This is a genomic window from Pedobacter gandavensis, assembly GCF_032678745.1.
Taxonomy (GTDB): domain Bacteria; phylum Bacteroidota; class Bacteroidia; order Sphingobacteriales; family Sphingobacteriaceae; genus Pedobacter; species Pedobacter gandavensis_C.
Map to the genome: position 1 here is coordinate 906,810 of NZ_JAVTST010000001.1, position 24,565 is coordinate 931,374.

General features: G+C 42.4%; 17 protein-coding genes. 8 read left to right on the top strand and 9 right to left on the bottom strand.

Annotated features, from left to right (window positions below; all coding sequences use genetic code 11):
• Positions 1 to 92 precede the first annotated feature (92 nt).
• The 4 genes from R2S10_RS03550 to R2S10_RS03565 all read left to right on the top strand — a co-directional run bounded on the left by R2S10_RS03550 (position 93) and on the right by R2S10_RS03565 (position 6,677).
• Positions 93 to 1,013: a helix-turn-helix domain-containing protein gene (locus R2S10_RS03550; RefSeq protein WP_316839064.1), complete on the top strand. Its 921-nt coding sequence runs from the start codon at positions 93 to 95 to the stop codon at positions 1,011 to 1,013.
• 89 nt (positions 1,014 to 1,102) lie between these two features.
• A complete protein-coding gene (locus R2S10_RS03555; RefSeq protein WP_316839065.1) occupies positions 1,103 to 2,137 on the top strand; it encodes an efflux RND transporter periplasmic adaptor subunit in 1,035 nt (344 codons plus the stop codon).
• Between the two features lie 31 nt (positions 2,138 to 2,168).
• Entirely contained in the window at positions 2,169 to 5,291 is a 3,123-nt protein-coding gene (locus tag R2S10_RS03560) for an efflux RND transporter permease subunit (protein ID WP_316839066.1), read from the top strand.
• A gap of 33 nt (positions 5,292 to 5,324) precedes the next feature.
• Positions 5,325 to 6,677, top strand: coding sequence for a TolC family protein (locus R2S10_RS03565; RefSeq protein ID WP_316839067.1), 1,353 nt, complete (start codon positions 5,325 to 5,327; stop codon positions 6,675 to 6,677).
• Positions 6,678 to 6,811: 134 nt separating this feature from the next.
• Here the strand turns inward: R2S10_RS03565 and R2S10_RS03570 are convergent, their stop codons facing one another.
• Entirely contained in the window at positions 6,812 to 8,317 is a 1,506-nt protein-coding gene (locus tag R2S10_RS03570; RefSeq protein WP_316839068.1) for a PLP-dependent aminotransferase family protein, read from the bottom strand.
• 90 nt (positions 8,318 to 8,407) lie between these two features.
• Between R2S10_RS03570 and R2S10_RS03575 the strand changes: the two genes are divergently transcribed.
• A complete protein-coding gene (locus R2S10_RS03575; protein ID WP_316839069.1) occupies positions 8,408 to 9,598 on the top strand; it encodes a multidrug effflux MFS transporter in 1,191 nt (396 codons plus the stop codon).
• 17 nt (positions 9,599 to 9,615) lie between these two features.
• Here the strand turns inward: R2S10_RS03575 and R2S10_RS03580 are convergent, their stop codons facing one another.
• Genes R2S10_RS03580 through R2S10_RS03595 form a run of 4 tightly spaced genes read right to left on the bottom strand, consistent with a single transcriptional unit; the run spans position 9,616 to position 16,240 of the window.
• A complete protein-coding gene (locus R2S10_RS03580) occupies positions 9,616 to 11,091 on the bottom strand; it encodes an NAD(P)/FAD-dependent oxidoreductase (protein ID WP_316839070.1) in 1,476 nt (491 codons plus the stop codon).
• A 13-nt stretch (positions 11,092 to 11,104) separates the two neighbouring features.
• Positions 11,105 to 12,475, bottom strand: coding sequence for a radical SAM/SPASM domain-containing protein (locus tag R2S10_RS03585; protein ID WP_316839071.1), 1,371 nt, complete (start codon positions 12,473 to 12,475; stop codon positions 11,105 to 11,107).
• A gap of 11 nt (positions 12,476 to 12,486) precedes the next feature.
• Entirely contained in the window at positions 12,487 to 14,751 is a 2,265-nt protein-coding gene (locus R2S10_RS03590) for a hypothetical protein (protein ID WP_316839072.1), read from the bottom strand.
• A gap of 19 nt (positions 14,752 to 14,770) precedes the next feature.
• On the bottom strand, positions 14,771 to 16,240 hold the full coding sequence (locus R2S10_RS03595) for a ferritin-like protein (RefSeq protein WP_316839073.1): 1,470 nt from the start codon (positions 16,238 to 16,240) through the stop codon (positions 14,771 to 14,773).
• Positions 16,241 to 16,822: 582 nt separating this feature from the next.
• On the opposite strand from R2S10_RS03595, the gene R2S10_RS03600 reads away from it, so the two are divergent.
• Positions 16,823 to 17,305, top strand: a complete 483-nt coding sequence (locus R2S10_RS03600; protein WP_316839074.1) for a DinB family protein — start codon at positions 16,823 to 16,825, stop codon at positions 17,303 to 17,305.
• Between the two features lie 68 nt (positions 17,306 to 17,373).
• Here R2S10_RS03600 and R2S10_RS03605 read toward each other — a convergent pair whose 3' ends face one another.
• Positions 17,374 to 18,351 carry a YafY family protein gene (locus R2S10_RS03605; protein WP_316839075.1) on the bottom strand — a complete coding sequence of 326 codons (978 nt, stop codon included), beginning with the start codon at positions 18,349 to 18,351 and terminating at the stop codon, positions 17,374 to 17,376.
• A 161-nt stretch (positions 18,352 to 18,512) separates the two neighbouring features.
• Between R2S10_RS03605 and R2S10_RS03610 the strand changes: the two genes are divergently transcribed.
• Positions 18,513 to 19,679 carry a TlpA disulfide reductase family protein gene (locus R2S10_RS03610; protein WP_316839076.1) on the top strand — a complete coding sequence of 389 codons (1,167 nt, stop codon included), beginning with the start codon at positions 18,513 to 18,515 and terminating at the stop codon, positions 19,677 to 19,679.
• A gap of 55 nt (positions 19,680 to 19,734) precedes the next feature.
• Here the strand turns inward: R2S10_RS03610 and R2S10_RS03615 are convergent, their stop codons facing one another.
• Positions 19,735 to 20,790, bottom strand: a complete 1,056-nt coding sequence (locus R2S10_RS03615) for a sterol desaturase family protein (protein ID WP_316839077.1) — start codon at positions 20,788 to 20,790, stop codon at positions 19,735 to 19,737.
• Positions 20,791 to 21,036: 246 nt separating this feature from the next.
• On the bottom strand, positions 21,037 to 22,653 hold the full coding sequence (locus tag R2S10_RS03620) for a S41 family peptidase (RefSeq protein ID WP_316839078.1): 1,617 nt from the start codon (positions 22,651 to 22,653) through the stop codon (positions 21,037 to 21,039).
• A gap of 148 nt (positions 22,654 to 22,801) precedes the next feature.
• Between R2S10_RS03620 and R2S10_RS03625 the strand changes: the two genes are divergently transcribed.
• A complete protein-coding gene (locus R2S10_RS03625; protein ID WP_316839079.1) occupies positions 22,802 to 23,935 on the top strand; it encodes a TlpA disulfide reductase family protein in 1,134 nt (377 codons plus the stop codon).
• A 20-nt stretch (positions 23,936 to 23,955) separates the two neighbouring features.
• On the opposite strand, the gene R2S10_RS03630 is transcribed toward R2S10_RS03625, so the two are convergent.
• Positions 23,956 to 24,486, bottom strand: a complete 531-nt coding sequence (locus R2S10_RS03630; RefSeq protein WP_316839080.1) for a helix-turn-helix domain-containing protein — start codon at positions 24,484 to 24,486, stop codon at positions 23,956 to 23,958.
• Between the last annotated feature and the right edge of the window lie 79 nt (positions 24,487 to 24,565).

Below are 24,565 nucleotides of genomic sequence, written 5' to 3' on the forward strand. Positions count from 1 at the left end.
GCTTTCGATGATTCAGTCTGGGGTTTTACCTGAAAGAAAATGAAATTTTAAATACCTTCGCCCTTCGGGCGATATTTAAATTCCCATAAAGAATGCAGGCTAAAAGAACAAAGGAAGTCATCTATACACATGCGGATTTATCTTCGGACACCAGTACCGTAATGATCACAGACATCGAAGGACTAGCCATTGAGATCAATGTTGATCCCCCTACCCATGAGCTGATTCAGGATCATTTTCGTTCCGACTTTCTAGGGGTATTCCTCTTAATTGAAGGAGAAATGATGGTAGAAGTAAACTTCATCAAATATCGACTCCAGGTAAATAGTCTGGCGCTTACCTCCCCTAACTCCTTAAAAAGAATTATCCACTCGAATTCTGATGCCAAAATTACTGGTATGTCTTTTACAACTGGCTTCTTAAACTGGCTCGGTGTTTCCGCCAATGTATTTGAACTCCTCGAGTACTTCACCACTAAATTTAGTGCCGAATGGAAGCTCAGTAATGAAGATGCAGCCTTGTTTTTAGAGCTGATTGCTCAACTACAAGAAAAAGTCGGTAATGATAGGGAGCGGACTTTCAGAAAAGAACTATTGTACCATACCTTCTACATTTTCCTCTATGAGATGTCTGAACTTGGCAAGAAATACGCGAATCAGGTCAATCAGATCCTATCGAGAAAAGAAAACCTGATGATGAACTTTGTCATACTGGTACAGGAGCAGTTCAGGACAGAAAGAAAAGTATTGAATTATGCCAACCAACTCCATGTGACTGCCAAATACCTAACTGAAACCATAAAAGAAATTTCCGGATCTACGGCCGGCGACTTTATCGACCATATTGTTTTACTGGAAGCCAAATCATTACTCCTCAATCCAAAACTAAGTATTGCAGAAATTGCACTCCAAATCAACTTCAGTGACCAATCCTTTTTCGGCAAATTCTTTAAACGATTAACAGGTCAATCACCAAAGGCATACCGAAATTCGGCAGAAGCCTTAAACGGATAACCGACTTTTAGACCAATTTTGCCGAATTGGCGACCTTTTCCAGCCGACTTTTCTGATCCAACTTTGTATAACAATTATAGATCAGAAATATGAAGTTTATTTTCAAGCCCTTTTATCTCGTTGCATTTACGCCAATGCTATTGGTTAGTTGCCAAAATCAGGAAACGCAAAAAGCAGCACCGGCACCTGTTAAAGTAACCATTCTCGAGGTAAGTAGCTCAGATAGTCCAGTGGAACTGAGTTATTCAGGAACCATAGAAGCCGAAAACACCGCCCAGATCGGTTTTGCAGTTCCCGGAACCATCAACCATGTGGCCGTTCAAGAAGGACAGTTTGTGAAAAAAGGACAATTATTAGCCAGTATTGATGCTACAGAATACAGCAATGCACTGGCCATCGCCAATGCGGGACTGCAGCAAGCTGAAGATCTATACAACAGATTGACTGAGCTTTACAAAAAAGGCAGTCTCCCTGCAAAAGACTACATAGACATCCAGACAAAAGTAGCACAGGCAAAAGCCAGTAAACGCATCAGTGCAAAACACATAGCTGATAGTAAACTGTACGCCCCAATCTCTGGGATTATCAGTGCAAAACTGGTGGAAATGGGCAGTACTGCAGCTCCCGGAGTTCCGGCTTTTACCATCGTTAAAACTGATTTCGTCTATGCAAAAATTGCAGTACCTGAAACCGAAGTAGGAAATATGAAAATGGGTAAAACTGCGAAAGTATTCGTCCCTACCCTAAATGAAACTATCAATGGGCAAATTAGTATCATTAATCCACAGGCAGAAGCCAGTACCAGAGCCTATGCTGTAAAAGTTAAACTCAATAACAACTCACAACAACTCTTGCCAGGTATGATTGCAAATGTGCAGATTGCACAGCAAAAAGGCCTCCAAAAAAGCATCAGCGTTCCAGCAAGCGCTATCGTTAGAGATGCAGATGGGCTTACCTATGTATTCCTTAGCAATCCACAACAAAAGGCCATTCGTAAACGCATCAGCCCTGGAAACATTACAGGTAATGATGCCATCATCATCAAAGAAGGACTGGTAGATGGCGATAAAGTGGTCATCGCCGGACAAACCCGGTTAAAAGACGGTTCATCACTAAGTTTCTAATCATTTCCTGGCCCAGCAAAAGAATAACATCATGAAAAAAAGAAAGATAAATTTCATCGAGGCAGCGATGAAGAACAAGCAAGTTACGTTCCTTACCCTGGGTTTGCTCCTACTCATCGGGTTAAACGCCTTGTTAAATATGCCACGATCGGAGAATCCTAAGATAGATATGCCAGTGGCCATGGTCTATGCTTTTTACCCTGGTGCAGATGAACTGCAAATGGAAAAGCAGGTCACCAAAAAGATCGAGCAGTATCTTTTTTCTTTCGAGGAAATTGATAAAAAGAAAACAACTTCTCAAACCAGAGATGGACAGGTTTTTATCACCGTGCAGATGCATACCAAGGTAAAAGACCGTAAGAAGTTCTGGAACACCTTACAGCACGGATTAAATGCCAACATGAGACAAGTACTACCCCAGGGCGTAATTGGACCCGTGGTGAACAGCAATTTTGGTGATGTGACTGCCCAAATCATTACCGTATCTTCTGATCAGCGCAGTTATGCAGAAATTGAAAACTACCTGGATCAAATCGAAGACGGTCTAAAAGTCATCCCCGAGATCTCGAAAATCAATCGTTCCGGCGCACAACGTCAGCAAATCTATGTAACCGTAGATGACAAAAAAATGCAGCAATATGGTTTTGATGTCTCCAGAATCATTCAAACACTACAAGCACAAAATGTAACTGCTTACTCAGGAGAAATGACCCCTGCCGAGCAAACCATTCCTGTTTTCACCAATAGTCAGTATAAAACCGAAGCAGACATTGCAAACCAGATCATCCATACCAATCCAAAAGGCGATGTGCTAAGGTTGAAAGATGTAGCCAGTATCAACCGCCGCTATGAAGAACCCAGTTCTTTTATCCGTTACGGTACAGGAAAAACAATGATTCTTTCTATTGAAATGCAACCGGGGAATAACATTGTTCATTTCGGGGAAAAAGTTCAGGAACGCCTAAAAACCATTCAACAAACCTTCCCTACTGACATCAAGATCAATACCCTCGTGAACCAGCCACAAGTAGTAGACGAAAGTATCGTCCATTTCATGAAGGAATTTGGACTTTCCATCCTGGCCGTAATTATAGTCGTTATGATCCTACTTCCCTTTCGTGTGGCAGCAGTAGCCTCTATCGCAGCACCAATATCGATTCTAGTCACTTTTGGTATCATTAACCTCATCGGCATAGAATTACATCAGGTGACACTTGCCGCTTTAATCATCGTACTGGGTATGGTGGTAGATAACGCCATAGTAGTGGTCGATAATTACATTGAAAAAATAGATGAAGGGATTACGCCATGGACAGCCGCCTGGCAGGCCGCCAAACAATTGTCAATTCCTATATTTACCGCCACATTGGCCATTATTTTTGCCTTTGCCCCATTGGCTTTTTTTCTTAGTGGTATTTCCGGTGATTTTATTGCTGCATTACCGGTAACCGTTGCTGTAGCACTGATTGTGTCTATGCTCGTTGCCCTATTGGTAACTCCATATACCTGCTATGTATTCATCAAAAAAGGACTAAAACACAAAATCAGTGACCGCCCACTTAAAAAAAGCTTCCTGGACCATTTACAAACCTCATTCAACAAAGGAATAGAATGGGCATTCAGGTGGCCGAAAACAACCCTTACTGCTGCCATTGTGGCTGTTGCATTTGCGATTTTATTGGGCGGACAAGTGAGTCAGGAGTTCTTTCCACTAAGCGAGAGCAAGCAGTTTAACGCTGAAATCTGGATGCCTAACGGAACTTCCCTGGCGGAGACGGAAAAAGTAGTCAAACGCGTAGAAGAAGAACTTAAGAAGGATGAACGTGTGGTGACCATAGCCAGTTTTATCGGCACCAGTTCCCCAAGATTTAACATCACTTATGCCCCGGAACCACCACGCCGCAACTATGCACAAGTATTCATTACCACCGAAAGTGCAGCAGCGACCAATGAGCTGGTCAAGAAATACCTGCCCATCATGGAAAACTTTATCCCAGACGGAAAAGTACGTCTGCGCCAGCTCAGTATGCAGGAAGGATCCCCTATCGGAATCAGAATTATCGGCGAAGACATCGCGGATCAGAAACGCGTAGCAGAACAGGTAAAAACCGTTCTGGAACAAACAAATGGCACCAACTGGGTACGTTCGGATTATGAAGACGATTACTTCGGTGTCAGCCTTAAAATCAAGGAAGATATCGCCTTGCGTAATGGCGTACCGAACCAGGCCATCACCCAGACATTGGGTGCCGGATTAAAGGGCTTCGCCGTATCTCAGATCTGGGAAGGTGACAAACCGGTGGATATATTCCTGCGCCTGGATGCAGCAAACAGAGCCAATCTAAATGATCTGGGGAACCTCCACATCAGCAATATTTATGGGGCTAAAATCCCGCTTAAGGAAGTAGCAGAATTAACTCCATCCTGGCATACCGGTGTAATCGCACATAGGAATGGTTTGAGAATGCTCACCGTTTTATCAGAAGCACAAATGGGGATCCGCGCCTCTGATATTTTGAAAACTGCGAAGCCACTCATTGAAAAAATCCAATTGCCCGAAGGGATTAGAATTGAATATGGTGGTGATGAAGAATCTTCGCAGGAAAATGCACCAGGCATGGCAACCGCCTTAGGTACCAGTCTGGTATTAATCGCCATGACTTTACTGTTCCAATTCAAGTCCTTTAAAAAGACGCTGATCATTCTGGCAACTTTCCCTCTGAGTTTACTTGGTGCGATGATGGGATTAATTCTTACTGGAAACCCAATGGGATTTACGGCATTCATGGGCATCATCAGTTTGATCGGTATCGTGGTGCGTAACGGAATTATCCTGGTAGACTATGCCGATGAACTCGTAAACGATCATGGCTATACCGTACAGGCCGCAGCCCTGGCAACGGCAAAAAGAAGGATGCGCCCTATATTTTTAACCTCTGCAGCCGCAGCAGTTGGCGTAGTACCTATGATTATTGGAAAATCTCCATTATGGGCTCCATTGGGTAGCGTACTGGCTTCCGGCCTAATCGTTTCCATGATTCTTACCCTATTCGTGATCCCGGTATTGTACTACATTTTCGTGAAAGCCGAAGCTCCGGAACAGCAGGTTCCAGATTCCGATGTAGAAATACAGTACAAACCGGAACACCATTAATTCTCCAGATTTTGAAATAGCAAAAGAACAATTATGTCTTTCCTAAAAATAAAACACACTGAACAACAGTCAGAAAACCAGCATTCATTTAAAGTAAAGCCACAGTTACTTTTAGGGATGGTATTTTTGCTGGTCTTGCTTGCCTTTGCACAGCTGGCTACTGCCCAGTCTCCCCAACGTTCATTAGAAGATTTCATCAGAATCGCAATTGAGCAGAATAAAAAAATGAAGATAGCACAGACCGATATTGAGGCCGCAGCCGCTGCAAATGAAGCAGCAAAGCGAAATGGATTACCTGCACTGGATGCCTCCTTGATGGGTGTTCATGTGGGTAAACCTTTAAATGCGCTGATGCCCGCTATTTCAGGCTCTGCCAGCCTGAACATTACCCAGCCCATCTACACCGGGGGTAAAATAAAACTGGCTAAAAATGCCAGCGCCAAGATGGTAGATTTATACCTCAGTAAAAAGGAGATCACAGAAGCTGAGCTAGTTTACGGCGTAACTACAGCATACTTGCAAGTGGTGATGGTCAAGGAAAAGATTGTCCTCGCCCATAAATACAAAGAAATGTTGCAAAGCCTGCAAAAAGACCTGAAAAACGCTTATACTGCCGGACTTACCTATAAAAACGACTTGTTACGGGTAGAAGTTAGCCTCAATGAGGCCGCATTGAACCTGATGAAGGCGAATGATGGACTCATCATGGCAAAACTTAACCTCGCGCAGTTAGTTGGGCAACCAAATGACACCTCATTTGATGTGGCTACGATCATAGTACCAAAATTACTTCAGCTCCCTGAAGCGACTTTTCATGATACGAGCAATGGCAATAACAGAGCGGAGATCCTAACCCTCCAAAAAGCCATAGAATTAGAGAAAATCCAGGAGAAATTTATCCAAAGCGAGTTAAAACCTACAATTGGCCTGGCTGCGACTGGTCTTGGTGCTGCCGGGAAAAAGATCAACTTTAGTAATGGCAAAGACCATATGACCACCTATTATGGCATACTGAGTATTGCTATCCCTATTTTTGACTGGGGAAAGAATGCTAAGAAAGTAAAAGAACAACAGTTCAAAATTCAGGGTAGAGAATTGGAATTGGAGGAAAGTAAGGAGCAAATTAACCTGCAGATCCAGGCTGCCTTCCTACAACTCAACCAATCGGCCAGTAAAATCCAGCTTTCCGACCTTTCAATCAAACAGGCAGACGAGAACCTAAGGTTAGCAAATGATCGTTACAAAGCCGGGACGATTGTTGGGAAAGAAGTGCTGGAGGCTCAACTGATCTGGCAACAGGCCTATACGAATACCATTGATGCTAAAGTGGAATACAAAATCAATGAAGCTTATTACAAAAGGGCTGCGGGGATCCGTGAATTTTAATCAAAACTTCCGTTCATAATTAAAACACAAAATCCCCATCAAATTTTGATGGGGATTTAAATGAATCATATATATATATTAGGTTTATCAATCCTTAAATCGGGTATGATTTAATAGCTCAATGTTTATATAAGCTAATTAAAAAACCCATGAGGATAAAGGGCTTGTTTAAATTTAATCACTGCCTCTTCCATCATTTTCCGACTAAATCCCGTGAAGCCTATAATCAACGCTGAAGGATGTTTAAAAGAGATAGACAATTCATCTACTGCATAAATATAAATGCCATTTGCCCTAGCCTTATGGGCAACAGTAATGGCATCCTGACCGTTTAGCAACCAGGCTACTAGGTGCATTCCGGCATCGGCAGTAGTTACACGCAGGTAATCCCCAAGCTCCGATCGTAACAAAGCCACCAGTTCTTCCTGAGCTTTACGGTAAATCAACCTCATTCTGCGAAGGTGCCTGGTATAATGTCCTTCAAGGATAAATGAAGTTAAAATGGCCTGGTCAATTACCGGACTTTGTCGGTCTATTACCGCTTTGGCAACCGTAAATTGCTGCGCAATGGCTGCTGATGGCAAAACCATATAGCCAATCCGCAATGCCGGAAATAGGGTCTTATTAAAGGTTCCCACATAAATGACCTTTCCAAAAGTATCCAATCCTTTCAAGGCAGGAATTGGCCGGTTTGCATAGCGAAACTCACTTTCATAATCATCTTCTATCACCCACATATCCTGTTGTGCAGCCCATTTCAGGAGCTTTATTCTGTTCATGAGTGGCATCGTTTCTCCCAGTGGATACTGATGTGATGGCGTTACATAAGCCAGTCGGGCAGCAGGGAAATGTTCCATGGCATAGTCCAGATCCATTCCGGAATCAGTAATTGGAACCGGACAAATTTTAGCGCCAAAGCGGGCAAAGGCTGATTTTGCCCTTAGAAAACCTGGGTCTTCCATCCAACATTGCTCATCTTTTTTCAATAGCAGTTCCGCAATAAGGTGCATCGCCTGACTGGAGCCATTAACCAGCACAATCTGATCGGCAGTACAGCTTATCGAACGGTTCATCCGCAGATAATCGGTTAGCGCCTCCCTTAAGGGAAGATAACCCTGCGCAGAATCGTAACCCAAATGAAGTTGACGAATGTTCCGATAAACCGTAGCCGCAATTTTTGCCCAGATCTGGAATGGAAAATCTGCCAGCGCAGGTATGGAAGGCTGAAAAGGCAGCATGGCCTCTTGCCCGATATAGTTGGCCACAAATTGCGCATGCAAGGGAAGATCCGCCATTTCCGAAGCCATCAAATTCTTTTCCCCTGTAGCTACCGCTTTCTTTATTTTCCTGATCCCAGTCTTCAGTTCGTTGATTTGTTCGCAAACATAAGTACCATTACCTGTCTTACCTGTTAAAAAGCCCTCCAATGTCAACTGCTCAAAAGCCAATAACACGCAATTTCTGGAAACGCTGAATTCTGCAGCCAGACTTCTGGTAGAAGGCATACGGTCGCCATGTTTAAGCATCCCATCAAATACCCCTTGTTTCATCGCCTCATACAGCTGTATATAGAGTGGCATTTTAAGTGTCCGATCCAGATTGATGAAAGTCAACAGAATCTCAGGTGATATCTTACTCATAAATTGGCTCTATTAAATACTTATATAATGGCTCTTTTAAAAGAACCAATGTAGGCTTAGTTTTGCAAATATCAAATCTGTTTTACGATCATGCTCAAGCCGAATCCTCATCCCTTACTCATCACACTCACCTTAGGTATTTTAACTGCAATAGGTTCTATTTCTATTGACATGTATTTGCCTGCTTTCAGTGTGATGTCTGCCCATTTCAACGTACCCATGGTCAGGATTGAGAGTACCGTTACCTTATTCCTTTTCGGAATGGCGCTTGGTCAGTTGTTTATAGGCCCACTTTCTGATGTCTGGGGAAGGAAAATGCCTTTAAAAATTGGATTAATGATTTACATTATCTGCAGCATTTGCTTAATGTTAACTGACTCCTTTACCTGGTTATTGGCCTTGCGGTTTATCCAGGGATTGGCGGGAAGTGCTTGTCAGGTGATATCCAGAGCATTGGTCAACGATTTGTACAAAGGCAAAAATGCAGCACATGTTTTCACCTTATTGCAGATATTGATGGGCGTTTCCCCTATTCTTGCACCCATGATCGGCGGAATGCTTTCAGAAGAATCTACCTGGAGGTTTTTATTTCTAATCATGGCATTGATTTCAGGCATAGGTTTACTGGGCTGCTTAACTGTGCTACCAGATGGCAAAGCTGCAACGGAAAGTAAAACATTAAATTTCCAAGGCATCCGGGAGGGCTATAGCCTATGTATTAAACATCCGTCATTTGTCAACTATGCATTAGTCAGGGGGATCAGCAATAGTGCGGCTTTTGCCATGATTACCGGCTCTCCATTTGTATTCACCGAAATCTATTCCATCACAAAGCAGCAATTTGGTTTTATCTTCTCCATTCTGGCGGTCGGTATCATCTCTGCCGGACTGATCAATTCTAGGTTATTGAAGTATTTTGAAGTCACAGTGATCACTAAATATGCATTGATTTTTCAATTGATCACAGGAGCTGGAATGATCTTAGTCATTTACCTTCATGGGCCTTTCTCCATCCTGCTCTTAATCACGTTTTTATTTCTCGCTATGCTAGGTCTGATTTTACCCAATACCACAGCTTTATATCTGGCTTCACTACCTTCCGTTACCGGATCGGCTTCCGCATTGATTGGTTCCCTGAGTTATTTATCGGCTTTCCTGATCACTACTTTGTTAAGCATACTCCATAACAACACCGCCTACCCTATGATTTTGGTCATGTGGAGCTGTACCATACTTGCATTAGGCTGTTTGCTCTATCGGAAAGACAGTATTTCTAAATGAATATAAGCGCTTTTATTTTAACCAATTTCCAATAAATCCAGGTCATGTAATTGGATTGCCATCGCTTTGGCCTGCTCAAAAGGCATATGTTTAGTCCATAAATAGATCAGCTCTCCTACGGTTTCGGCTTCATTACTTTCCTTAAGCAAGGAAGGGACTGCAATATTGTCAATATAGGCAACTTCTCTACTTAGCGATGGATGCTGAACTGCCTCTCTTATCTGTAGCCTATCATCTTCCACGCAAACTGCCCTCGTATAACTGATTTGAGGCGAAAGACGGACCTCTTTATACCATACCTGATCAATGTTTGCTCCAAATGCTAATTTAGTGGGTAAATCACGAACCTCATTGCCTGGCTTCGCCATTAAGTTCGAGGCCAGTTTATGATAAAAAGCGGTGTCATTTTGCGGAAGACTAATGTTCATTTGAGACCTTTCCTTCCAAAAGCCAAAACCCTTTCCCGGCCAGGCCGTACTATAATAATTGCTGGTCCAGTTCAGATGAAGAGACAAAGATTCTACCAGCTTATCCTCATAATAAGATTGTGCCATTTGTGCATCACCAGATTTAAGAATGGTGTTCAGCGCAATCACCGTTTGTAAAGAAAAACGCATTGCTTTTTCCATACCCGTGGAGGATAATGGATCAAGTGTAAATGCTGCTTCTCCGATTCGGATATAATTGTTCTCCCAGGGTTGTTGATGGCTATAGCTTGAAACCGAACAGCTTTGAATCCCTTCGTTTCCCAGGTCATTCAGTCCCCCTTTAAACAAGATGGAGGAAGAGATTTTCTCTCTAAAAACTTGCCCCAAATCCCTTTTCCTCAGCCCCTCAGGTGATAAAAAGACCATCATCCTAAATTTCTGATCAGGACCCGGTAAAGGAGAACCCCATAACCAGCCAGATTCCTGAGCCTCTACAAGGGTACATTCTGGCATTGCAGACCTGTTGGTATGCGCATAAAGGGCAACCATTGGGGCTGCTGTAATGATCTTGTCCATCGTTCTTAGGCCGCTGCGTCCTCTGGCATCCAGGATGAAAACACCTTTCAATGTGCTTTTACCCAGTTCCTGCCGGATAACTACTTCCCAATGCGAAGCTAATTTAACACAGCTTTCCAGTTTCGCTGGCTGAAACAATTCCAATCCTCTGGAAACCGCAAGGCTGATCAAATCTTCATCCAGTTTCCCTCTATTTACCATGATCCCCCCGCTCTTCTGCAAAGTATGGACCTCTCCTTCTTTTTCCCAGATCACCTTTGCCGACAATCCTTCGATATACCCATGACGGTTTAAGAGCTGCTCTGCTCCGAGGTAATTGAAAATATTGCGAACACCCACAGAAAGGGATTCCCCGATCTGTGGGCGTGGAAATGCCTGCTGTTCTATTAAAGCAACCCGGTGCCCCAGAGCCAATAACCTAAGCGCAGCGCATGCCCCAGCAGGGCCTCCGCCAATAATTACAACATCAAACATTTCCGGTTTCTCCATGATAAAACAAGTTTTAGTGAAACCAGCCTGGTGCCATCCTGGACATCCGCTCATGTGCCTGAATCGTATAATGGAGCCACCCCCTAATGTAATCACAGGCATTACGGCCTTTATCTAACACTTCATGGTGGCAGCCCCCTCCACAAAGGTATCGTGCCCAACACTGGTTACAAGGCGATTGTTGGTGTACATGTCTGGATTCAAGCCAGGCGTTTTGCAAGTCGGGATCTACCCCATTTACGAGGTCGCCCATCCGCCCGTTTGGCTCATTTACAAACCTGTGGCAAGCGGCAAGCTCACCATCAGCCGATACCCCCATATATCCTGCTCCTGCACCACAAGGATAAGGACGATGTGTCCCCTTTTCAATTTCCTTCAGTGCATTGATCATGTTCAGATAAGGATATCTTTTGCCCTCCAAAACCTGCTGTTCAAAATGAAGTCCACAGGCAATCATTGCGCCCAACATCTGCTCCAGATCCTTTTCATCCATCTCCCCTGTGCCGCTACTCGATTTTAGCAGTGGCGAAAAACCGACACTATGAAAGCCCATTTCAATAAAGCTATCCAGGATTTCCAGCAGGTTCAGATTCGCCGGTGTCACGGTTACTCTAGCTGAAACCTGCATTTTCTGTTGGATACGCAGCAAAGGGGCGATGTTTTCCATGATGCGATCATAGGTGCCAAGGCCGTTTTTCAATGGCCTTTGTCGGTCGTGTTCCTCTTTTAAACCATCCAGACTGATGGTCACAGAGAATGCGTATTGTTCAAAAAACAACGCATCCTCCGGAATCAGTAACGTGCCATTGGTAGTAATGGAAAAACCCACTGTTATATTTTTCTCTGCCGCTTTTTCAAAGGCATACTCCGTTGCTGCCCGGATCGCTTTCCGGTTCAGCAGTGGTTCTCCACCTAGAAAGGTCAGCTGGACTTTCCCATTTTCCGGGCAATCCTTTAACAGCAAATCAATAGAACGTGTAGCAGTTTCCAGCGTCATGCTTTTCATAGCAGCACCAAATCCTCCCTGATCCGCATAACAATAGGAACAGCCCATGTTACACTTTTGAGCGATGGCCAGAGAAAGCGCATATACACCAGGACTTTTCAGGGGTTCATCATTTATTTTCAAAGAAGCATCCAGGCCTAGGTCCATCAATTTTTGCCGGAGTCCGGCTTCGTCTTTTGAATCTAAAAGCAGCCTTAAATCCGCCTCCGTTTCCGAAGATATCCGATACAACATCGTTCCATTGCTCACTAATAACTGGGTCTCAGCTGCAGTCTGAACCAAATGAATCTGCGGTGATACAGGTTTGGCAGCGACCGCAATCTTTTGTGCCAGGGTATTTGCAATATTTACTATCGCGACTCGCGTATTTGTACTCATAAGAAAAGATGCTAAGATTGATTTTGATCTGATTCATTCGTCTCCGTAGCATCGTTACCCTTGATAATGAAGCTTAATTCTCCCTCCCAATTTTTAAACAGATCATCATAACTCAATAAACGTGAATCTGTTCTGTTGTCGGGAATATAGTCTCCAGTTCGTTTTTTAGCCATCCAGTTATCACCAGCACTCAATCCTTTCTCATCCGGCACCACGTTTACAAAATCCGGTCTGCTTGCTGCCCAATAATAACAGGCGCATTCGCGGTAATCATTTTGCCATGGCGCACATAGTCCCTGGGTCATTTCTCCTGGTTTTATAATCTCATCGGAGAACACACTCGTATCTGCTTCAAAAAAGTGATTCACACGTAACGTTTCTTTACGGTAACATTTTTCGTTGTTAAGGTCTTTCAGATTAACCACAACTTCGGTTTCTGAGGGCTCCATTGTAAAATGACAAACCACTTCTTTCCCTTGCTGCTGCAATACTTCGGCCATTGAGTTTGACCATTCCATAAAGGATACGCCATTCGGGTTTGTTGCCGTAATCAATGGCACACTATCCCCTGCAGGAAATACTGGTCCGGAAGTAGAAACCATAGTCGGTTTACCTGCTATGGCCAGTAAACGACAACCGATCAGGTGCTTAAACTGCTCATCAGCCTCAATTACATAATTGTTATTCTCAATGAGTACGATTCCATCCAAAGCACGACGCCAAAGGTTCCTAAAGTCAAATTCCAGTCCAGGGAAACAATTGGAAATCGCGGCCCTTGGTAAAATAGGAAAAGGATTCCCCTCACCCAGGTAATGGAGTTGGGCAGTCAGGTTCGATGCACTAATGGTTTTATTTTCAGTTGAAGGTACTGGTGTTTCCGTTTGCTGGTCCTTAAACATGGCACTTGCCGCTGCTTTAATCACCATATTGATCTGACGATGGGTCAAGGTCAGCGACCTGCCATCCGCGCCACGCATCAAGGCTGGCATTTTACGCAAGGCTTCACTGGAAAGGTCTCCAATTTCGTTGGGACGACGCAAGGCATCGGCAAACCAGGCCGCTGCACCGGTACTCATGCCACCGAAAACCCTTTCATGTAAGGCTCTTAATGCCAGGTTATCAACGATGGATGTCGCCATAATTGGTTCATACAAGCGGCCAAAGTCGTTGGTGTTTTGCCTCACCATGGTACTAGCCGCGTTCTGTATCCCCTCATAGGAATTCCCGTTCATCACACTGGTATTCATCAACCTAATGGTCTCCAATGCCCTTCTTACGATTTCTTCGGCTTCCTCAATGGCTACTTCTCCTTCCACTTCCGGCCCTAACAGGATCTGCTCCAACTCATCAGACACCACCCTTACCGGAAGTGTATCTGGTGCAAATGCCGGTGGTCCGGCGCTGATATGCGCTCTTGCCCTAAGTGTTTTTTCAGTCGTTTTCAAATGGACAGACACAAAGCCATCACATTCATCATCCAGGTAACCCCAGCTTACCCGGTCATCACCGTCATTATAACCCGCAAATATCTGGGCAGGGTTGGTATATTTAGGATGCGGCTTCCCACTTTCTACATAACCTTTCCAACCTTTTGTCTCATCATAGATCACCAGATCTTCAGAAGTAATGATTGGATCAGGTCGGTTTAATTTCGTCGGACTTTCATTACGGACCAGGCTGGAACCATAAACTTTCCCTACTCCCGGGGTAAAACGAAACCTGATGCCAGGAAAATCAGCTGAAGGTGCAATGAATTGCACGCTACCTAAAGGCAATGTTTTTCCAGGCAGGAAATTCTTGGATTCCCCGGATAAGGCTCTGGACTCATGGCTATTGATTCCGAATACCCTGGCATGAATCTCATCGTCCTTTTTGCCGGTTCTCCTGAATATTTTAATATTGCCAACCTCCACATCCCAACTAATGTCAGTTAATTTTAATCCGGCATCGGCCAGCATTTTTTCTGTTAAAGGCTGCAATTGATCTTTGTGTTCGTCAGTAATGGCAAATACTTCGAGAAATGGAGCTACAGGATGAATTTTACCTTCTTTAGAATCTATAGAACTGATATCTTTAAAACGTATATTTTTAGGCAAGGTTGAACTCAGTTTTCCTGAAACCGGGTCTACGGAGAAAGTAGGCTTGGGTATGATGCTTCTGAAGTCAAGCGGCTTTTGCTCAGATAGACTGAGGTCGTATGCTGATAAAGGAATTGCGGCAGAGCCTAAGCGACCAATAGCAATTGGTGGGAGAATGCGAAGCGCTAAGATTTTCATATGAATTAGGTTTAGATGATTAATGATTGGTAGAAATGAGTTCTTTAATGATGGCTGATAATCCCTGATCAGCTTCCCTTAATACGTACAGGTATTTAAGGTTTGTTGGGGACACATAAGGAACGAGGCTTTCGATCACAATTTCACTGGCCTCAATCAAATCCTGATGCTCACGCCATCGGTTGGCTTCCCCCATTGGCAAATCAAGCGTATAAGGCATACTGAATGGTGGCCCAGCCATTTTATCATCTGTTCCCGGTGGATTTAATGGTGTTTGAACCAACACATTAGAAATACTCCTCAGGTTGTACATTTCTCCAAATGTGGCGTTGATGATGGTGGCCCTTGGAGAAACAGCACCGCTATTATTAAAACCATTGTCCAGCAGAAAACTATGTGCCAGATAATTTAAAAGCATCCGGTAACGGATATTGAAAAGATGTGCCCAGGCTCTTGCTTCAGGATTGGTAATTGCATCCCTCTGGTAATCTGTGCCAACGTTAATGGAAGCCTGTAAGCTATCATCTGAATTTCTCTCTGCTACAAAAGGATTGGTCGCCACGTTTCTGGAAGCTTGCCATGCAATTTTCTGCTCCAACTCCAGCTCACGCATCTCTTTGTAAACCAACAAAAAGCGTTCAAAGTGAGAGGGTTTATCATTGTTTTCTTCGATATCGGGTGCTTCCCCCTGCTCTGCAATTTCTTCCAGAGCAGCATATGCATCGTCTCTACAAGTTAAAGGCGCAACCAGCACATCCGGACTTCCTTTCGGACCAGAACTGGCACTGCCTCTTTGTCCACCGGTATAACCACGTCCCCATTCGTCAAACTTTGCCTGAAAGGGATAGGTATTTGCCTGAAAAAGATCGTCAGGGATCTGTTCCGTATCTTTTATCAGTTTTAAAATCACTTGAAATAAGGCGCCAACACGATGCGGATCTATCGTTTCTTTATATACTTTTTCTTTGATTTCTTTCGCAATCGGATCATCGCTGTTGATCCATTCTTCAGGAGATTCTGCATACACATATTTGGCTAAGGAATCCAGTGTAAGGCGTTCCAGCTTAAATGGGAATGGGTAAAATGGCGTATCCCATGGGTAATCCATTCTGCCAAAACTCAGTGGTGCGCCAATCAACTTCAGAACATTCTGAACGGAAATAAAGTGTCCCATTTCTTCTTTGGCGATCCCCAGAATGATATCCTGCCAGCCTTTCACTTTTTGCTGGTACTGCTCCGGTATCTGGGCACCACCAATACTGTATCCTGCATAAAGGTATTGTAGCATCAACCCATGTTCAATTTCCGAATTGATATACAACAAAAAGGACAGGTAATCTTTGGCATTGAACTCATATGGTATTTCAACAGGCTTTTCCAGGGTGGCCTGGAAACTTTTGAGCCCCTTGGCCATCAACACGGTCTTTTCTTTGTTGCTTTCGGCTACTTCAAAAACGGGTTTTAGAAATCTTTCAAAATTGATTTGCATGGTAAAGTTTTTAGAGGTTAATATTTATGATTTTTTTAAGGATAATTCGAAGGAATAAGCCACAGTTGATGCGCTTAGAAAAAGAAAACGATTTCTTGGATACCGGAAGTTGATTGGAGATCCTTTAGGAGGACCAGCTGATACCGCATTACAATAAATGCAGTTGTAGAGAGAGAAGCGTGTGGTAACATGAGCGTTTTCTTTAGATTTTATAGGGATTGGCAAATAATAATCTTAATGAAAATGGCAAAAGCTCTTTTTAAACGTATCTGCAAATTATTAGAGAGCAATAACCTAAGCAAGCGTCTTCATGAAATCTAGCACTCAAATCCTGAGCTTGAATGATATACGCTCAGCCGGAAAATGAGAAATAGATACCCATCAAATATGGAAAAATCTGATGGTTACCTAAAGTTAGATTTCAAAAGTTAAACCTGCAAGTATTTACAATTTATTCTTAACAATTTTCAAAAGCCAAAAAGTCGCCATAAAGAATTATTTTTTGTGTTTAAAAGCTGCTGACATACTGTTGTCAGTAGCCGGTTTTAAGTTTGTCCTATAAACCTTTAAACAAAGAAAATCATGAATACAGCAACAGCACAATTGATCAACGCAACAGACTTATTGAAACACTGGCAAGGCCACCGTGCCTTAACCAGAAGAGTGATAGAAGCTTTTCCTGAAAAAGAACTTTTTGAATACTCAGTTAGTGGCATGCGCAGTTTTTCTGGAATGGTGATGGAATTACTGGGTATAGGCGCTCCAGGGATAAAAGAAATTGCGACCGGTAATATAGGAACGCTAAATGAGCATTTTGAAGGGATCAATAAAAAGGAACAATTACTTCAACTATGGGATGAGTCCACAGAAACCATCAATACTTATTGGGCACAAATTCCTGAAGAAAAGTTTGCTGAAGAAATCACTGTTTTTGGCCTGTACAAAGGAACAACCTGGTCTTCTATCTTCTATTTTATAGACAATGAAATCCACCATCGCGCACAAGCTTATGTATACCTGCGTAGCCTGGGCATTACCCCTCCTTTCTTTTGGGATAGAGCTTAGTTTAGGTAATGTGATTGATAAAGCAGGTTTGTTTTGGTCTTCAAATGGCCTGGCAAACCTGTTTTTTGTTATACTGTTTCTTGAATTCCTAGGTTAGCTACCACTTTCATGGCAATTTGATATACCTTTTCTTTCATGGCTTCCGGCTCCAGGATCTCTGCATAGTCGCCAAACATCAGGTACCAACGGGGGAAACCGTCTTCATTACCTGTGGTCATAAAGGTCATCTCCACCTGAGCACCTCTATTTTCCTGTTTAACAAAGCCATAATATTTCCTACTGCTTTGCATGTACCTCGCGATTTTCTTATCTACCAGAATCCGGACCCGCATTTTTGGCTCCTCTATGGTTTCTTTTTTTCTCAATTCTTCCAGGGAAGCATGTGCAGTTAGAAAAGGTTGATCACTGCGTTTGATCTTTGCAATGCGATCCGTACGAAACTGTCGGTAATCCTGCCGTAAAAGACAATACCCTAAAACGTACCAAAAGTTGTGTTCATGAAAAAGACCTACAGGCTCAATGGTTCGTTGGCCAGGTTCATCGGCTTCAAATGCCTGATACCACAATACCACCTGTTGCTGTGAGGCAATACTGTCCATGATGATCTCCAAAGCATCGGGGACATCGTTATTGAAAAGCTGCTGTCCCGGGCGGACTAGAATTTGTGATTCCAAAGTGCTAATCCATTCTTTATCCCGATTACGAAGTACGGATTTTACTTTGAACATGGCCGAACAAAAATGGGCTCCCAGTGTTTTATCCGTCATTTGCTGCATCAGTTTTTCTGCAGCCACAAAACTACCTGCCTCCTCCCGGGTAAACATCACCGGTGGCAAACGATATCCCTCCATAATTGAATATCCCGCGCCTGTCTCCGACAAGATCGGTACACCAGAACTCTCCAGACTACGGATGTCGCGGTAAATGGTGCGAAGGCTCACTTGAAAACGATCAGCCAGTTCCTGTGCTTTTACAATCCTACTGGATTGTAGCTGGATAAGGATGGCTACGATCCTATCGAAACGTTTTGGATTTTCATCGATCATATTCTCATCATAGATTGACAACTAAGGTAGGAATTCTCGTAAAATAAAAACATCGTTAAATATTAACACCATAAATATCTGGCAAAGCGACAATTGACTAAGATTTTAGTAGGGCAATTAAAACATTTGACTTATTTTAGTATAAAGAAAATAAGTCACCTATGAAATATATAACGTTCCTACTCTCTATTTTCACATTTTCAAATTTCATTTATGCTCAACAAAAACACCCATATGAGATCATTGGAAATGTAAAAAACATCCCATCTGGTAAAGTTTATATGGTGACCATGAAAAGGACTGCCTCAAACGACTTAAATTGGCCTATTATCGATTCGGCTAAGGTCCTTGATGGGAATTTCAGACTTCATAAGGATACTATCCTATTAGAACCATCCTGGGCAACCCATATTTATTACATTGATCCTGCTACGAAAAAACAGGTAACACTACTGTTTCAAAATAAATATCATCATGCTCCAAGTAATAATTTATTATTAGAAAACACGAAGATGAACATTGAAGGTGATGTGAAGGATCCCAAAGGATTGTTGCTAACTGGCGCTACAGAAACTGAGATTAGTGACCGTTATGGTTTACTTAGCCCAGGCACCCATAAAATCGAAGAGAAGATTGCTGCATTAAAAAAATCCGGGAATCAAGCAGAGCTTACCAAAGCCGTAAAGCTTAAGAATGACACTGTCATCACATTTAAGAAAACCATACTAATGCTGGCCAATCAATATCCTTCCAGCTGGATGATGATGACTAATGTCTATCAAAATACGGAACATTTTACACCAACAGAGCTGGCTGAGATTACACAAGTTTTCACAAAAGAAGTCCTACAAACCCCAAAAGGCCAAAAACTACTGAAGTTTGCGCAATCCAGCAAGGACTTAGTTAAGGGCGCTCGTTTTCCTGCATTTTCTTATAAAGATGCCAATCAAAAGCGTATTTCTTTGAATGATGTAAAAGGAAAAAATGGAACAATTGTAGTTTTCTGGGCAAGTTGGTGTGGCCCATGTCGGGAGGAGATCCCTGAATTAAAAACACTTTATGCTGAATATAAAAGCAAGGGAATAAATCTTGTGAGTATTTCTATTGACCATAATATCAAAGCCTGGAAAAAGGCCTTAAGTATAGAAAAGATGCCATGGCCAAATCTCTCAAACCTTCCCGGCGATAAAGAAGAGATCATTCGAAAATACAACACAACGGCAATTCCGGCCATATTTTTATTAGATGCAGCAGGTTTAATCGTAATGCCTAATGATTATCGCATGGTTGAACTAAGAGCGCATCTGGAAAAGACATTATCAAAGTAGTCCGTTTCGTACGCCAATTTAAACTGAAATTGGCGTACGAAACGAAGAATCATTTTTAATCCTGCACTACGTTTTGTTTAGCAGTCGTATTAAACGCTGGCGCTAACTCCTGCTCCAAACCTTGACGTTGAAGTTCCAGAAACTCATTTTTTGTAATGGTTGCCGTCTTATGGTCACCGGTATGGCTCCATCCTGGCGGCATAAAAATGTACAGGAATTTGTTTTTCAGGCCTGGTGCCGCATATACATCTTTTAGCAGACAAGCGAATTCGCCAAAATAGCTATCCAGAAAGCTATTGGGTTTCATCTCTCTGGTAATGCCGTATTCAATAGGTAAATTGTCTACTGCGGGCTGATAAGTACCAAAAACACGATCCCATATATTCAATAGGTTACAAAAGTTAGTGTCCATATATAATGGATTCTTGGCATGATGTACCCTGTGGTGCATTGGTGTCAGGATATATTTAGACAAAAACCCGAATTTACCTTCTTTCATCAAGTGTTCCCCGATATGGATAAAACCACCATAGAACCCATCAATAAACATGATCACAAACAGCATCGGTGGATTCACCCCTAGTAAGATACATACGGTGGTTCTAATCACATCAGCATATGGGCCTTCCAGAAAAAAGTGGGCATAGGATACAGAAAGATTCATTGCTTGTGGAGCATGATGCGTAGAATGCAGACACCAGAACAACCGAACCTTATGTCCGAGGTAATGGTAAATGAAATGCGCAAACTCCCATACGATGTACCCATAAATAAACCAGTACCAGGTAAAAGAGGTTTTAAAGATCGCATATGGCTCAAAAAGGCCGATACAAAATACAATGGCCGCGATGGAGATGTACCGCCCGATAAAAGCGTTTAGCACATAGGAGAAAAAGGAGACCTTATAGTCGATGGCGTTGAACTTTCTCATCACCAATGCCACCAATACCTCTATGACTAAAACAATGGGAAATAGTGGCCCAAGAATCGAGGTAAAACCATCATAGGTTAAAAAAGTGCTGTAATCACCGGAATTAATGATTTTAATGAAGTTTCCAACCCCAAAGAAACCAATCATCCAGTCGTAAATTGCTTGAAAAAAATCTATCATAATGTGTGTGTTTTACTGAGCTACCCCCCAATGTTACTGCACTTTGACTACAACAGTTCCGGCGCATAAATAACTTTGTACACACATATATACTAATGTTTTTTCAAATACCAATCATCACAAGGAAAAATTCTTAAATATTACCTAATAATCCTCTTTATTATTCCCTACAAAGCTGGTATTTGATATAAGTCTATTGAAGCAGTCTAACCTTAAAAGCGAATCAAGATTAGACTACTTCAAAAACTACTTTTTCAAGGCCTTAATTGCAGCTGCTAACTCTGTATCAATCCCCTTTCTCGTATCCGCAACGGTTGGCGCCACCAATTGATCTGGCTGAACTCCTTTGCCAACAAAATCTTCTCCATTGGCCAACATATCCCTTTTAGTGCAAAAACGTGCATTTCCATTTCCTGGCATGCTAATCGTAAGCGGTTGTCCGGAACTCCCGCCCGTTGCCTTTCCAATGATCAGTCCCCGGTTTAAAGATTTGAATGCCGCTGCAAAGTCCTCCGCTGCCGAATAACTCCTGGCTCCAGTCAATACGATCACAGGTTTAGTGTATAAGTTTTTTCCATTAGGTTTTAAAGAACTTCTACCGCTAAAAACCGCTTGATGAGCTTCCCATGCTCTATAACTCGGCCTATAGTATCTGGTGTACCAGGAATGAATCGCTGCAGGCTTATCCACCAAATAACCAAGAATCTCCCAGCCTACGGAAGAGTCGCCACCTCCATTGGCTCTAACATCAAAGATAATGGCATCAGCTTTAGAAATTTCCGGATAGTTGATCGCAAAAGCTTTTGCAGCGGAGTCAGTTCCAAAACTATTCAAAGACACCAGAGCGATATTGCCCTTTAGTAATTTATACTCAAAAGGAGGCGTACTCATCGTCTTTGGCCGATCCATCGGCTTTACCCGTAAAACAATATGGTTGCTGGTCTTACCCTTTTCATCACGCAATTGCAGGGCTATTGGCTCATTTACAGATCCAGCAAGTAAAGCATAATCATAGGCACGGATTTCGATATCCTGAGGGGTTGAGGCACTTTCATATGGGGTCACATATTTTGCAGCATACTCCTTAACAGGCAAGCCATTCACCATCACCACCTCCTGCCCTACTTTAATCCCTTTCTTTTCCAGATCAGCATCAAAAACACCCAATATCAACACCTTATCCTCCACTAATCTGGTACGGATTAAGGGTTTTCCATAGAAGTCATTCACTAATTCTTTCGGCACCATTACATTCGTATGTCCATCCTTTAGATGGGCACAAAACTCCATCATCAGCTTATAGTACTCGGCAGTAGACTTACTCTGCTTGACCTTTGGCAGGTAAGCATAATAAAGTGCATCAAAATCCAATTCAGGAATTAAATCAAAGTTGACGAAATTGTATTTAGCTTCCGACCAAAACTTAGACAGTCCAGCTATCTTTTCATCCTCCGAGATGTTCTGCTGATAAGGCGTTTTCAATGCTTTACTCTCCCAAAAATTGGCATCATTAACAAAAGAAGCATTTTTCTTCGCTCCATTCTGTGCAACTACCTTAATCAGCTCCTTCCAGCGTGGATCCCCATGTAAGGAACTAAAATCAGTATCCTTTTCTATACCTTTCAGATTCGAAAACTTATCGTCGTAAACCGCTTTTTTAAGATAGGCAAAGGCTAAATTAGGATCAGCTGCCAGCGCAAAATAACAGGCAGTATTGTAGTTGGAAATCTCAGCTTGTCCAGTTTCAATTTTGTTACGCAATGCCCGGGCCACAGCGGAATCTTTTCCTGATTCCTGAGCATAAGCCGCAGTAAAACTGGAAGCAAGAACTAAAAGTGGAAAAGAAATTTGTTTATAATTCATAGCTAGTTTGGTTTGTAAAGACTGTTGGTTTAATTATAGGATGATTTTTCATGAAATCATTTTTTTCTTTCCTAAAAATAACTAAATTAAGTTTAGAAAAAATAGACCAGATTATATTTAGTCATTCCATTCCAAATTAACGCCCTGTATGAAAAGAAAAACTCTCCTGATAATACTGACCGCAGTATTACTTCTCCACGTTAAATCCGACACAAAGGCTCAGTCCAAAAATGAGTTTATACTCAAAGGAGTGATTGATACCGTTCCTCATGCTACCTACTTCCTGAATTATCGTAATAATGGTACCACAATTAACGACACCATCAGCTTAGATGGAGATCGTAAATTTGAATATCGCGGTAAAATTACGGAACCAACTGAATTTAAGATGGAAATTAAAAATACGATTAGTCCCCAGTTGATTGGTAACAGCAGCATTTATAGCTTTTGGATAGAACCCGGAAAAACAATGTTCCTTGAAGGGAAAACCGGATGGCAGGTGATGGGGACAAAAGGGATTGTCGCCAACCCTAAGAAATTCCTGCTTCAAAATTCCAACATGGAAATCTCTGAAAGGGACTATATTAATAATTATAAAAACGCAATTGGCAGATGGGAGAAAAATGCAGGTACATCAGCAAATGGGACCATCCGTGCTAAAATCATAGATAGCTTAAAGCAGGCATTTATCAGGAGCAATCCAGATAATTATTACTCCTTATATCTGATTAGTTTGAATTTGTCACAAGAGAAACCGGATTATGCCGCCGCCGAGGAATTAATGAATAAACTCTCTCAAGCCATCAAAAACACTTATTTGGGGAAAGCAAGCGCGAAGCGGATCTTCGTCACCCAAACTGCAGTCATCGGAGGAATAATGCCTGATTTTGAACAAGCAGATATTCATTCTAAACCTGTAAAACTATCCAGCTTCAAGGGTAAATATGTATTCATAGATTTATGGGCAAGCTGGTGCGGTCCTTGCAGAGAAGAAAATCCATATTTAATAGCCGCTTATAAGAAATTTGCAACAAAAGGTTTTGAGATTCTGGGTGTATCGATGGACAGATCCAAAGCAGAGTGGCTGAAAGCCATCCAAGAGGATCAATTACACTGGACCAATGTTTCTGATCTGGAAGGCATGAATAATGCATTCGCGAAAAGCCTGTCTATCCGTGGAATTCCAGATAATTTCCTACTGGATCCGAACGGTGTAATCATTGCAAGAGGCTTAAGAGGTACTCAGCTTATGGAAAAATTGAATACGATATTTAAAGATTAAATCATGACCTCATCCTAAAATTAGAAAAACTCATAAGACCATGGGTATTTGACCGGGATCATTTTGACTGATCTATATAGATTGAGCAAAGTCATGCTGACCATAAATACATAGATGATCGCCATTAACGGAAAGCCTATCGGAAAGTACCAAACCATCACGGCAATGGCAGGGAATAGCAACATACTCATACTGAGTTGGAAATTCAAGACTTGTTTTCCCTGCTTCTCATATTCCTGATGCTGGTTCCTTAATGCCAACCACAACAAAAAAGGAAGTATGATATTTAAAATTGGAAGTGCCAAACCGATTAAGGCGGCCAAATGAAACAATGGGGCAATCGAAGGTATATTCCCTTTCGCTTCATCCATTAACAACTCTGGATCAATTTCCAGGCAGCCCGCCAGTACTTTCAAGGTTTCAAGTTGCGGAACCACGGTTCCTTTCTCTATGCGTTGAATGGTACGGGTACTCAGACCCGATAGTTCTGCAAGTTTTTCCTGAGTCAATCCTTTTTTCCGACGATAAACAGCAAGCTTCGAGGGGCGCATAGTTTTTTTATACTAAAATCGGAAAAAATACCGACAATAATCAAAAAAGCCTGCCTTTAGATTTAAGCTGTATATACAG